Annotated in this window: 13 protein-coding genes; 6 read left to right on the forward strand and 7 right to left on the reverse strand. The window is 66.4% G+C overall.

The genetic code is table 11. The features are described 5' to 3' along the window. Positions 1–185 precede the first annotated feature (185 nt). The 4 genes from rho to IPV08_RS19405 form a co-directional block, all read right to left on the reverse strand. The gene (gene rho, locus IPV08_RS19390) at positions 186–1,529 is read right to left on the reverse strand and encodes a transcription termination factor Rho (protein WP_056423088.1); all 1,344 of its coding nucleotides are present in this window, start codon (positions 1,527–1,529) and stop codon (positions 186–188) included. A gap of 267 nt (positions 1,530–1,796) precedes the next feature. After that, positions 1,797–2,477 carry a Smr/MutS family protein gene (locus IPV08_RS19395; RefSeq protein ID WP_207413071.1) on the reverse strand — a complete coding sequence of 227 codons (681 nt, stop codon included), beginning with the start codon at positions 2,475–2,477 and terminating at the stop codon, positions 1,797–1,799. Then, the gene (locus tag IPV08_RS19400; protein ID WP_246748063.1) at positions 2,474–3,646 is read right to left on the reverse strand and encodes an MltA domain-containing protein; all 1,173 of its coding nucleotides are present in this window, start codon (positions 3,644–3,646) and stop codon (positions 2,474–2,476) included. Before IPV08_RS19400 ends, IPV08_RS19395 begins: the two co-directional genes overlap by 4 nt. Positions 3,647–3,674: 28 nt before the next feature. Beyond that, entirely contained in the window at positions 3,675–4,403 is a 729-nt protein-coding gene (locus IPV08_RS19405) for a Tim44/TimA family putative adaptor protein (protein ID WP_207413072.1), read from the reverse strand. 436 nt (positions 4,404–4,839) lie between these two features. Here IPV08_RS19405 and secB point away from each other — a divergent pair, with 436 nt between their 5' ends. The 3 genes from secB (at position 4,840) to hisS (ending at position 7,716) form a co-directional block, all read left to right on the forward strand. Continuing rightward, on the forward strand, positions 4,840–5,352 hold the full coding sequence (secB, locus tag IPV08_RS19410; protein ID WP_056423082.1) for a protein-export chaperone SecB: 513 nt from the start codon (positions 4,840–4,842) through the stop codon (positions 5,350–5,352). 233 nt (positions 5,353–5,585) lie between these two features. Then, positions 5,586–6,071: a DUF3429 domain-containing protein gene (locus IPV08_RS19415; protein ID WP_207413073.1), complete on the forward strand. Its 486-nt coding sequence runs from the start codon at positions 5,586–5,588 to the stop codon at positions 6,069–6,071. A gap of 106 nt (positions 6,072–6,177) precedes the next feature. After that, positions 6,178–7,716 carry a histidine--tRNA ligase gene (gene hisS / locus IPV08_RS19420; protein WP_207413074.1) on the forward strand — a complete coding sequence of 513 codons (1,539 nt, stop codon included), beginning with the start codon at positions 6,178–6,180 and terminating at the stop codon, positions 7,714–7,716. A gap of 70 nt (positions 7,717–7,786) precedes the next feature. On the opposite strand, the gene IPV08_RS19425 is transcribed toward hisS, so the two are convergent. Further along, positions 7,787–8,218, reverse strand: coding sequence for a MarR family winged helix-turn-helix transcriptional regulator (locus tag IPV08_RS19425; protein WP_207413075.1), 432 nt, complete (start codon positions 8,216–8,218; stop codon positions 7,787–7,789). A 157-nt stretch (positions 8,219–8,375) separates the two neighbouring features. Here IPV08_RS19425 and IPV08_RS19430 point away from each other — a divergent pair, with 157 nt between their 5' ends. Beyond that, complete coding sequence (locus IPV08_RS19430) at positions 8,376–9,698, forward strand: MFS transporter (protein WP_207413076.1); 1,323 nt, start codon at positions 8,376–8,378, stop codon at positions 9,696–9,698. A gap of 13 nt (positions 9,699–9,711) precedes the next feature. On the opposite strand, the gene IPV08_RS19435 is transcribed toward IPV08_RS19430, so the two are convergent. Then, on the reverse strand, positions 9,712–10,248 hold the full coding sequence (locus IPV08_RS19435) for a L,D-transpeptidase family protein (RefSeq protein WP_207413077.1): 537 nt from the start codon (positions 10,246–10,248) through the stop codon (positions 9,712–9,714). A 267-nt stretch (positions 10,249–10,515) separates the two neighbouring features. Between IPV08_RS19435 and IPV08_RS19440 the strand changes: the two genes are divergently transcribed. Beyond that, positions 10,516–11,202 (forward strand): response regulator transcription factor, encoded by a 687-nt coding sequence (locus tag IPV08_RS19440; protein ID WP_056423065.1) that lies wholly within the window; start codon positions 10,516–10,518, stop codon positions 11,200–11,202. Positions 11,203–11,205: 3 nt separating this feature from the next. Here the strand turns inward: IPV08_RS19440 and IPV08_RS19445 are convergent, their stop codons facing one another. Beyond that, a complete protein-coding gene (locus IPV08_RS19445) occupies positions 11,206–11,427 on the reverse strand; it encodes a hypothetical protein (RefSeq protein ID WP_207413078.1) in 222 nt (73 codons plus the stop codon). A 176-nt stretch (positions 11,428–11,603) separates the two neighbouring features. Between IPV08_RS19445 and IPV08_RS19450 the strand changes: the two genes are divergently transcribed. Then, positions 11,604–12,056, forward strand: a complete 453-nt coding sequence (locus tag IPV08_RS19450; RefSeq protein WP_207413087.1) for a Crp/Fnr family transcriptional regulator — start codon at positions 11,604–11,606, stop codon at positions 12,054–12,056. Positions 12,057–12,143 lie beyond the last annotated feature (87 nt).

A 12,143-nucleotide genomic window follows, 5' to 3' on the forward strand; every position in this document is an offset into this window, starting at 1 on the left:
TCGGTCCGCTCTATAGCCGACGAAAAGAATGGTTTCTTTTGGAAACCATTCTCATTGAGCGCACGCTAGAGACTCGCGCTAGCGGATCTTGCGCGAAGGAGGGACCCGAACGAGAACCCTCAACGCGCAAGAGGGAAAACCTCGATACCCCGCAGGCACAGAAGGGAAGAGAGACTCAGCGTCCCTCAGGTATTCATCGAGTCGAAGAAGTCGTTGTTGCTCTTGGTCTGGCGCAGCTTGTCCATGAGGAACTCGATGGCGTCCGTGACGCCCATCGGGTTGAGGATGCGGCGCAGCACGTAGGTCTTCTTGAGCGAATCCGGCGGCACCAGAAGCTCTTCCTTGCGGGTGCCTGAGCGGGTGATGTCGATCGCGGGGAAGATGCGCTTGTCGGAGACCTTGCGGTCGAGAATGATCTCGGAGTTGCCGGTACCCTTGAACTCTTCGAAGATCACCTCGTCCATGCGCGAACCGGTATCGATGAGCGCGGTGGCGATGATCGAGAGCGAGCCGCCCTCCTCGATGTTGCGAGCGGCACCGAAGAAGCGCTTCGGCCGCTGGAGCGCGTTGGCATCCACACCACCGGTGAGCACCTTACCGGAGGACGGCACCACGGTGTTGTAGGCGCGGCCGAGACGGGTGATCGAATCGAGCAGGATGACCACGTCACGGCCATGCTCCACGAGGCGCTTGGCCTTCTCGATCACCATCTCGGCGACCTGAACGTGGCGGGTGGCCGGCTCGTCGAAGGTGGAGGCGATGACCTCGCCCTTCACTGAGCGGATCATGTCGGTGACTTCCTCGGGACGCTCGTCGATGAGCAGCACGATGAGGTAGCATTCCGGGTGGTTGATGGTGATCGACTGCGCGATGTTCTGCATCAGCACGGTCTTGCCGGTACGCGGCGGCGCCACGATGAGAGCGCGCTGGCCCTTACCGATGGGCGCGACGATGTCGATGATACGCGGCGAGAAGTCCTTCTTCGGCGGAGCGTCGAGTTCGAGCTTGAAGCGCTGCGTCGGGAAGAGCGGCGTCAGGTTGTCGAAATGGACCTTGTGCTTGATCTTCTCCGGGTTCTCGAAGTTGATCGTGTTCACCTTGAGCAGAGCGAAGTAGCGCTCGCCATCCTTCGGGCCGCGGATCGGCCCCTCTACGGTGTCGCCGGTCCGCAGGCCGAAACGGCGGATCTGGGTGGGCGAGATGTAGATGTCGTCGGGGCCGGGCAGATAGTTCGATTCAGACGAACGCAGGAAACCGAACCCGTCCTGAAGCACTTCCACCGTGCCGGCGCCGATGATCTCGACCTCCTTGGCAGCGAGCTGCTTCAGGATGGAGAACATGAGCTCCTGCTTGCGCATCGTGGAGGCGTTCTCGACCTCGACCTCCTCCGCGAAAGCGATCAGGTCCGTCGGGGTCTTGGACTTCAGATCCTGAAGTTTGACCTCGCGATGCGGGCTCAGATCGGCAGCGACCAACCCGACCTCTGCCGGCGGATCAACGGGAAGGAGGGAATCGTTCTGTGACGTCATGGGAGAATGAGAACCGACGATGGACGAGGGTTGATCGGGCTGAACAGTCGGAGGAGCGCCGGATGCCTTGTCGGCACCTGTGGTCGGAACAGCAGTAAAGACCGGTTCCGCGCATCGTCTATGGGGAGCCTATGGCTCTCGGATGCAACACGGCGTAAAAGGAGGGACTTCCCCATATCGCGTTTCCGCATCCTGCTCAAGCCCCTTATAGGCGATCGGAATGCGGGATCGCGCTCTTCTTGCTGGGAGACGCCTCGATTCACGACGTCAGCGTCGCCTCAGCCGGACGTAAAGGGCTCCGGCGCCACCATGATGGCGCGCCGCCTCCTCGAAGCCGATGACGACGCTGCGCAGTTCCGGCGCACGCAGCCAGTGCGGCACCGAGCGGCGCAGGACCCCTCGCTCCGAGAACGCATTGTCATAGCCTGCCCCGCCCCCTTTGCCGGTGACGACGAGCACATGGGCATGGCCCGCCGAACGGCAGCGCATCAGAAAGCCGATCAGGGCATCGTGAGCTTCGGCCTGATACAATCCGTGAAGGTCGATCCGTGCCTCAACCTTGAGCGATCCACGCCGCAGGGCGAGGCGAGCCTTGCGTTCCAGGCCCGGCAGGGCAGGTGGGGTGACGATGGCCGCCGGGGCCGCCACGAGAGCGGGGGCGGGGACAGGTTTCACGATGCGTTTCGGGGGCGCTTTCACGCCACCGGGCAAGCCGGCCCTTTCGGCAACAGGCTTGGCAACAGGCTTGGCAACAGGCTTGGCAACAGGCTTGGCGACGAGCGCTGGTACTTCCGGTTTCCGCTTCGGAGGAAGGGGATCCCCAGTTGGCAGTGTTTTGGCCTTCGGAGAAGGAGCACGTCCGCGCAGCGGCGTGATCAGCCGTGCGATTTCGCCCCAGAGGAAGGCGTCCTCCCCCGACAGGCCGCGGAGTCTGCGTGGCATCCTCATGGGACCGCACGCGGCTTAGGCAGTAGGACGACGAAGCCGACCGCATCGCGCAGATTGCCGGCAGCGATCCCCGCCGCCTCCCCCGTGCCGAGATAAAGGTCCCCACGCGCCGGGCCGACGATGGCCGAACCGGTATCGGCCGCAACGACGAGGCGCCCCGGGGCATCCTCCCCGGCGATCCGTCCCTCGAGCCAGAACGGCGTTCCGTAACGCCACAAAGTGGAGTCGACCGCCAAGCTCCGGCCTGGGGTCAGGGGGACGCCGGCCGCGCCCGGAGGGCCAAGGCGGGGATCCTCCACTTCGGCGAGTCGGAAGAAGATGTAGGAGGCGTTTGCCCGCATCAGTGGCTTGGCGAGGGCCGGATTGTCACGAAGCCAGCCGGTCCAGCGGGCGAGCGTCAGGCCCTCGAGGGGGAGATGTCCCGCCTGGACGATGAGCTTGGCCACCGACGTATAGGGACGACCGTTGCGGCCGTCATAGAGCACCCTCACCGCCCGTCCATCCGGAAGGCGTACGCGCCCCGATCCCTGGACCTGGAGCACGAAGAGATCGACCGGATCGCGCAGGTAGACGAGCGGCCGGGCCCGCTCCCCGATTGCTCCATCCTCTATGGATGCACGGTCGGGGTAAGGCTCGAAGCCGCCCGGCGTCGCCCGTGCCGCCCGCAATGTCGGATCGAGGCCGAGTTTCGTCTCACCGGGGGCGAGACTCACGAGATCGTCCGGCCGGGCAAGGGCCGGGGTGGTGAAGCCGGGGCCGGCCGCGAGGGCACCGGTGAGTTCCGGTTCGAAATAGCCGGTGAGAAAGCCCGTCCGGCGCGAAGGACCACCCGCCTCGCCCGCTCTTACGATACGGTAGGCATCGAAATTTCGCGTGAAGAAGGCCCTGGCCTCTTCCGGCTTGACCGAGGCCGCAAGGGTGCAGGCGGCGGCAAGATCCTCCGCCGAGCCGGCGACAGTCGCGGCGATCTCCACCGGTGGAGCGGCGCAGGTCCGGCGGAACACCTCGAGGGAAGCGGCCGGATCGGAGCCGGGAAAGCCCGGCAAGGCGGTCGGGTCCACGGGCTCGAGAATCGCCTCTCCGACGCGAAACGGCCCGGTCGCGAGAGCGACCGGGCCGGGAAGACAGCCAGCAACGAGAGCTAGGGCGGCGAAGGATGCCCGATTCATAAACCCGGTCACGACAAACCCTGGATCCTCAGGCGCCGGCTTCCGTGGCCACGAGCTGCCAGTTCGGATCGCGGCTGCCCAGCGTGCGGGCGAAGGTCCAGACATCCGGCACCTCGGCCACGGCCTCGGCATTGCCGTCGATCACCTGACCATCGGCGCTGCGGGTCGCGGTGATGAGATGCGAGAGGAAGTGTACGGTCACCTGTGCCACCTTGTTGCGGACATCCACGGCAACGATCTCCGCCTTGTCGAGAGAGACGAAAGTGGTCTCCACTGTCTCACGGCGCGACTCGCGGGCTGTGATCTCCCGCTCGAACCCCTCGCAGACTTCGCGCGAGAGAAGGCTGCGCAGGGTCTTGCGGTCGCCCTTGGCGAAGGCGATCACGATGGCCTCATACGCACCCTTGGCACCTTCGACGAAGGCGCGGGGATCGAAGTTCGGTTCTGCCTGAACGATCGCTTCGAGACCATGGGCGACAGCCGAGCCCGGCTCGGCGATGCCGCGCCAGTCGCGGGCGACGGCAGCGGCGGCCGGTGCCGAATCAGGCTGCGGCTGAACCCGGTCCGCCCCTGGCAGACGCACCACGTTATCGCCTTCCGACCGGGTCGGCTGCGACGGATTGTGGTTCCGGTCCACCGGTTTGAACGGCGAGCGCTCCGCTCCGGTCTTCTGCCCCAGCACAGACCGGAGCCGCCAAATGACGAACACCGCGAGTCCCAGGAAGATCAGGGTCGTCAAATCGAAAGAATCCTGCATCACCGATCCGATCGTGGCCGTCGCACGACATGCTTGTTCGAGGGGGCTCCCAAGAATCCCGCCGCTACGCCCTTTATTGGAGCGTTGCGCAAGGATCGAGCCGGAGAATTCAAAGGATCCCGCCCGCGAGAGGAAGGCGCGACCCACGAGGTCACCCTGCATATGGGGCTGCCCGCGCGCCGTATCCAGGCAGGGAGGAGCCATGCCGGAGGCCTCAGGGTCAAGAGCAGACCGCCGACTTCGGAGACGGCTCCGGTTCCTCGACCGGATCGACGCGCCTGCGGATCGCCTCCTCCCGTCCCTCGTCTTGTCCGGGGTGGCCCATCGTGTTAGCGCGCTGTGCTCTCGGCCCCGGCCCTGCGACGATCAGACGATACGCCGCGCAGTGGATCGCCGAGGTGGCCCAGTAGACCCCGCGAAAGAGGACGAGATCGCCATGGCCGATACCCCGGCACCGAACGGCAACGGCGCGGCTCCCGCCGAGGACCAGTCGCCCGCCATCAACGCGTTGGCCCAATACGCCAAGGATCTCTCCTTCGAGAACCCCAACGCGCCGCGCTCGCTCCAGCCGCAGGAAAGCGGCCCGCAGATCAACATCCAGGTCAACGTCAATGCCAAGCAGTTGGCCGAGGCCGATTTTGAGGTCGAACTGACCCTGGAAGGCGATGCAAAGATCAACAACGAGGTGCTGTTCGCCTTCGAGCTGAACTATGCCGGCATCTTCCGCATGCGAAACATCCCCCAGGACCAGCTGCATCCGGCCGTGATGATCGAGTGCCCGCGCCTTCTCTTTCCGTTCGCGCGCCAGATCATCGCCGAGGCCGTGCGCAACGGCGGTTTCCCGCCTCTCTATATCGATCCGATCGATTTCGTGGGTCTCTACCGCCAGAAGGCCTTCGAGGCCCAGAACCAGCAGGGCAACACCCCGACCGGTCCCCTCGCCTCCTGATCCACGAACGGATCTGCCAAGGCATTTCCGCCTTCGATCCCGAGAACGCCCCGGCCGCCTTCAGCGTGCCGGGGCGTTCTCGTCTCGGGATACGAGCAAGCGGCAAGTCCACCTGTTGCACGTGAAAACAGCCGCGCTTGGCCTGCCGGCGCCGATCTCAAGCACGTCGCGCTCCGGAACTGGGCCACGGCGCGACGGTTGCCCGGCTGGGTGAATGGAGGAGCTCTCCCGGCATGAAGCGAGATGACAACCGCACGCTCAACGTGAGTGAGCCCCGTCGCGTGCCCTGGCTCAGCATCGTTCTCGGCTATGGGCCGATGGTGCCGTTCGCCCTCGGTGCGGCTTTCGCCTGGTGGCGGCGGGACGATCTCGGCGAGGCGGTCCTCTACCTCACCATTCTGTGGGGCTGTGCGATCCTGCTGTTTCTGTCGGGCGTACGGCGTGGTGTCAGCTTCCGCACCGAGGGTGGTCCGACCTTCATCCAGATCGCCACCATGTTCGGCCTGTTCGGCCTCGGTTTTCTCGCGCTCCTGTCCGCATCCCTCGGCCAGACAGTGGCGGCCCTCGTCCTTCTCATCGCCGGTTTCACCGCCGTGGCGATCCTCGATCCCATCGCCGCCCGTACCGGCGAGGCGCCGCTCTTCTTCGCTCGACTTCGCCCGCTGCAGATCCCCATTGCCATTCTCAGCTTATGCGCGCTGCTCGGCCTCAAGCTCTAACGACGGCACCCGGTGTCCCTCCCTTTACCCGGCACGCTTGCCGCTCGGGAGCACCCGCGATAGAGCCCGCCTGACATCGACAGCCCGAACGCAAAGCGAAGACACCATGGCCAAGGCCGAATCCAAGAAGGCCGATCCCACGAAGGCCGACACGTTGAAGGCGCGCCTGCCGCGCGGCTTCGTCGACCGTCGCGCCGATGAGATCGCCGCCCAGCACCGGATGCTGGAGACGATCCGCCAGAGCTTCGAGCTCTACGGGTTCGAGGCGCTGGAGACGCCCTTCGTCGAATACACCGAGTCCCTCGGCAAGTTCCTGCCCGATCTCGACCGGCCGAACGAGGGCGTGTTCTCGTTCCAAGACGACGACGAATCCTGGCTGTCCCTTCGCTACGACCTCACCGCGCCTCTGGCCCGGCACGTGGCCGAACATTTCGACGCAATCCCCAAGCCCTACCGCAGCTTCCGCGCCGGCTATGTCTTCCGCAACGAGAAGCCGGGACCGGGCCGTTTCCGCCAGTTCATGCAATGCGATGCCGACATCGTCGGCGCGGGCTCCGTCGCGGCGGATGCCGAGATCTGCATGCTGATGGCCGATACGCTGGAAAAGCTCGGCCTGTCCGGCCAGTACGTCATCAAGGTCAACAACCGGAAGGTGCTCGACGGCGTCATGGAGGCCATCGGCCTCTCGGGCGAGGACAAGGCCGGCCAGCGCCTCACGGTTCTGCGGGCCATCGACAAGCTCGACCGCCTCGGCGTCGACGGGGTACGCCAACTTCTCGGCGAAGGGCGAAAGGACGAGAGCGGTGATTTCGCTAAAGGTGCGGGCCTCGCACCCGACGCCATCGAGCGCATCCTCGCCTACGTCTCGTTCCAGGCCGCTCCCGACGCAGAGGGCGACCGCATGGCGTTCTGGGAGCAATTCTTCGGCTCGTGGACCGATGTCGTCGGCTCGTCCGAGACCGGCCGTGAGGGCATCGCCGAACTGCACGCGATCATGCGGCTCTGTGCGGCGGCGGGCTATGGCCACGACCGCATCCGGGCCGACCCTTCGGTGGTGCGCGGCCTCGAATACTATACCGGCCCTGTCTACGAGGCCGAGCTGACCTTCCCCGTCACCAACGAGGAGGGCCAGACCGTGCGCTTCGGGTCGGTGGCGGGCGGCGGCCGCTATGACGGCCTCGTCGGCCGCTTCCGCGCCGAGCCGGTGCCGGCGACGGGCTTCTCCATCGGCGTGTCGCGCCTGTTCTCGGCGCTGCAACTGACCGGGAGCCCTCTCCTCGAGGGCACCGCGAAGCCCGGTCCGGTGGTGGTGCTGGTTCTCGACCGCGACAACATCGCCGATTACCAGCGTCTCGTGGCGCGCCTGCGCGAGGCCGGCATCCGCGCCGAACTCTATCTCGGCGGCTCGGGCATGAAGGCGCAGATGAAATACGCCGACCGGCGCGGCAGCCCTTGCGCCATCATCCAGGGCTCCAACGAGCGCGAAGCCGGCGAAGTCCAGGTCAAGGATCTGATCGAGGGCGCCAAGGCGGCGGGAGCCATCGCCAGCAACGCCGAATGGAAGGCGGCACGCCCGGCCCAGTTCTCGGTGAAGGAAGACGAGATGGTCGAGCGCGTCCGCGAGGTGCTGGCGCGGCATTTCTGAAGGCGACCGGGACAACCGGAGGCTGCGCCATGCGCGGTCCCGCCCCCGGATCACTCGCCCGCCGCCCCTCTCACGCGGCTGGTGACAGCTCCGTCCTCGCCAGGCTGAGCGCCGCCTGGCGCAGGTCGCTTGCCGGCACCGCTCCGTAGCGTTCCTCGAACGTCTGCTGCGCCTGCTCCCAAAGGGGAAGCGCGTCCTCCATCCGCCTCCGCCCCGCAGCGGTGAGGGTGAGGGAGCGCGTGCGACCATCCGGCCCGGGACCGACGGCGACGAGCCCGTCCCGCGTGAGGGGACGAAGAGCGCGCCCCATCGTGGTCCGGTCCATCACCATGATCTCCGCGAAGGTGTTGATGGAGATCGGCCCGACACGACCTAGGCTGCGCAACATTCCGTACTGGCTAGTCCGCAGGCCGGTGGGCGCGAGATGCTGGTCGTAATGCTGCGTCAGCCGCCGCGATGCCTGGCGTAGGGCGATGCAGTGGCACGGTGACGCCAAATCCATCGTGAGAAATCCTCGATATACGGAATCACTGGGTTCGGGGACGAGATGCTTGTCTAACGAGTGCATATGCGCCTAAGCAAGGCCGACCGCGTCGTGGTGCCGGGCTTGTTCGCCGGGTCGTCACGCCGAACCACCATGCGGAACCCGAAGAGGCCGTATGTCCATCACTGCTCCCGTCGGATCGTTGTCGAACGCCGTCGCAGGCCCCCTCGCCCGCCGGAACGTTCATTACGGCTGGGTCGTCGCCGCCGTCACCTTCCTCACCATGTTGGTCACGGCCGGCGCCGTGGGTGCGCCCGGCGTCCTGATCCTGCCGCTTCAGAAGGAGTTCGGCTGGGACACGGCGACGATCTCATCGGCCCTGGCCGTGCGCTTCGTGCTGTTCGGATTGATGGGGCCTTTCGCGGCCCAGCTGATGAACCGCTACGGCCCGCGCCGCATCGTGCTCCTGGCGCTTTTCCTCATCGTCGGGGGGTTGCTCACCTCCCTCTTCATGAGCGAGGTCTGGCAGCTGGTCATACTCTGGGGCGTCGTCGTCGGCATCGGCACGGGGCTTACCGCCCTGGTGCTCGGCGCCACCATCGCGACCCGCTGGTTCTCGCGGTCGCGCGGCCTCGTCGTCGGTCTCCTCACCGCCAGTTCGGCCACCGGCCAACTCATCGTTCTCCCGCTCCTCGCTGCCCTCACCGAGCATCTCGGCTGGCGTGCAGCACTCCTGGTGATCTGTGGACTCCTGCTCGCGGCGGGGCTCGCCGTCACGGCGCTGATGCGCGACCGGCCGGAGGAGATGGGCCTCGCCCCCTATGGCGAGACCGCCGTTACCGGCGCCGTCGCGCCGCCGGCCGTGAACGGCTCCGCCCTCGGGGTCCTGGTGGAGGCGTCGCGCACGGGCGTGTTCTGGGTCCTCTTCGCCACGTTCTTCATCTGCGGAGCCAGCACCAACGGGCTGATCCAGACCCATTTCATCCCCCTCTGCGCCGATTACGGCATCGGCCCGGTCCAGGGGGCGAGCGTGCTCGCGGCGATGGGGGTGTTCGATTTCATCGGCACGGTGGCGTCCGGCTGGCTCTCCGACCGATACGACAACCGCTGGCTCCTGTTCTGGTATTACGGCCTGCGTGGCCTCTCGCTGATGTTCCTGCCCTTCTCCGACTTTTCCTTCATCGGCCTGTCGGTCTTCGCCGCCTTCTATGGGCTCGACTGGATCGCCACGGTGCCGCCCACCGTGCGGCTCACCGCATCCCGGTTCGGGCGCGAGAAGGCGAACCTCGTCTTCGGCTGGGTGTTCGCGGGCCACCAGCTCGGGGCCGCCACCATCGCCTACGGCGCCGGCCTGTCGCGCACGGCCTTGTCGAGCTACCTGCCGGCCTTCTTCGCCGCCGGCGCCCTGTGCATCCTCGCCGCCATCCTGGTCATGACCCTGTCCCGTCCAGGAGACCGGCGGGACGTCTCGCCCGCCGCCCTGCCGACGCGTGGGTAGCAGGATGCGGCCGTCAGAGGATCTGCAGCCGCGTACGCGGCCCGACGCGCCGCAGCAGGCGAACGAGATCGGCTCGCTTCACCGCCACGCAGCCCTCCGTCGGCAGGTATCCCGGCCGTGCCACATGCAGAAAGATCGCCGAGCCGCGTCCCGGCCGGATCGGCTGCCGGTTGTAGTCGAGATCGACGACGAGGTCGTAGAGACCGTCCTCCCGCCACATCCGTTCCGCGCTCACGCCGGGGGCGGGCAGGGTGATCGGGCGGTTGTAGCGCCGGTCGCGCGGGTCGTCGCACCAGCCGTCGTTCGGCCGCGTCGGGCGCAGAGCCAGGGCGGTGCGGGGGCGCGCGCCGAAATGGTCCGGCCGATAGGCCCCGGCCCGGAGGCGAAAACGACCGCGCGGGGACAGGCCGTCCCCTTCCCGCTTGACCTGCCCGATGCCGGAGCGGCCGAGCGCACAGGGAATGATGGAGCCCGCCATGAGAATCTGCCCGCGGGTCGGGTCACCCACCAGCCGGCGGACGCGGATGAGAGAGAGGGTCAGCGGGATCATGCCCGACTTATCGTCCGAACGGACCGGTTCGGACCAGCGCGTTCCTCGTCACGGCGCTCGATGGTCGCGCCGGCGAGAAACTTTTCGAGGCGTCGAGCCGTCGAGGATGTGCGAAGTCTGGCCCCGCCGCGAAGTCGTTCAAGGTTCTGACATAAAACATCCATCACTCTGCTGTTTTACGCTCGCGGCCGACGATTCGGCCATCTCTCAGGTTTTCGGGACCGGCCCGTCCGGTCTTCCCAGCTGCGTGTGAAAGTATCCCGGCCGATGTCGACCACCCATCGCCTGCTCATCTGCGACGACGACGAGTCATTGCGCGAAACCTTGATCGAGCAACTCGATCTGTACGAGGAGTTCGTCATCGTCAGCGCGGAAGACGCGAAATCCGCCCTCGCCCGTGTGGCCGAGGACCGGATCGACCTCGCGATCATGGATGTAGGCCTGCCGGACATGGATGGGCGGGAGGCGGTGCGGGCCATGCGCCGCAACGGCTACCGCGGACCGGTCATCATGCTGAGCGCGCAGGATTCGGAGGACGACATGGTGGAGGGCCTGGAGGCGGGCGCCAACGATTATGTCGCCAAGCCCTTCAAGTTCGCCGTGCTCCTCGCGCGGATCCGCGCGCATCTGCGCAGCCATGAGGCGAGCGAGGACGCGGTCTTCCAGATTGGCCCCTACACGTTCCGCCCCGGCGCGAAGCTCCTCGTCTGCGAGCGTGGCTCGAAGTTGAAGCTCACCGAAAAGGAGACCGCGATCCTGCGCTTCCTTTACCGTGCCGGCCGCGAGGTGGTGGGACGTGATACGCTCCTGGCCGAGGTCTGGGGCTACAACGCGCAGGTTACCACGCATACGCTGGAGACCCACATCTACCGCCTGCGCCAGAAGATCGAGCCGAACCCGGCCGTTACCGCCATCCTCGTGACGGAAGGCGGCGGCTACAAGCTGCTGCCCTGAGGATCAGGCAGCCGCGTTCGGCGCATCACCGCCGGACGTGTAGAAGGCCGCGATCTCCCGGATGAGGTCGCGCTGCTGCTCGTGGACGAGATCCGACAGGATTTCGTCGTCGTTGCGGTCGATGACCGACAGCAGGCGGATATCCGGATATTGGCCTTCGAAGAAAACCAGGACTTCGGATTGCGCATAGGGATCGTTCGGATCCAGGCAGAAGTGATTGGACACCGGAATTTCCGTCTTCGTCTTGCTTGAGAGACGCGTCTATCGACCGGTTTCATGACATCTGTTTGATCGACGCTCCGTCCCTGCGCCGGTGCAGCGCCGGATTTCCCCCTCGCCCGCCTTCGGCTAAGGCTTGATCCGCCGGAGGGGTCACCTCCGTCTTGAGGGAGCGCACGGCATTGGGGCTCGACGACGACATCGCGATCCTGGCGGCCGCGCCCCTGTTCAGCCACATGGCGCGCGATGCCCTGAGACTCCTCTCCTTCGCCGCCGAGCGCCGCAGCCTGACGGCGGGCGACGTCCTGTTCGCCCGCGACGAGCGCAGCGATGGCGGGTTCGTCGTCATGTCCGGAACGATCGAACTGGCGCCCCGCGTGGCCGGGGCCGAGCCCGTCCGGGTCGGCCGTTCCGCCCTGATCGGACAGATGGCGCTGTTCCTGCGCGGCGAGCGCCCCACCGATGCCCATGCCGTGACACCGGCGGAGGTCGTCCGAATCACGCCCACGCTGATGCGCCGGGTGCTCGAGGAATTTCCCGACGCGGCCGAGACGATCCACGCCACCCTCGCCGACGACCTGGATGCGTTGGTGAAGGGGCTCGACGGCGTCCGCGCCAGGATCGATGCGTTCTAACGGCCGATCGGCGCGCTCCGAGATCTGGCGAAACCGGCACAGACGGGCCACAAGCCTTCAGGTTCTCACACCTGCCCAGGAAGTGCC

This window comes from Methylobacterium sp. SD274, from assembly GCF_017355285.1.
GTDB lineage: Bacteria > Pseudomonadota > Alphaproteobacteria > Rhizobiales > Beijerinckiaceae > Methylobacterium.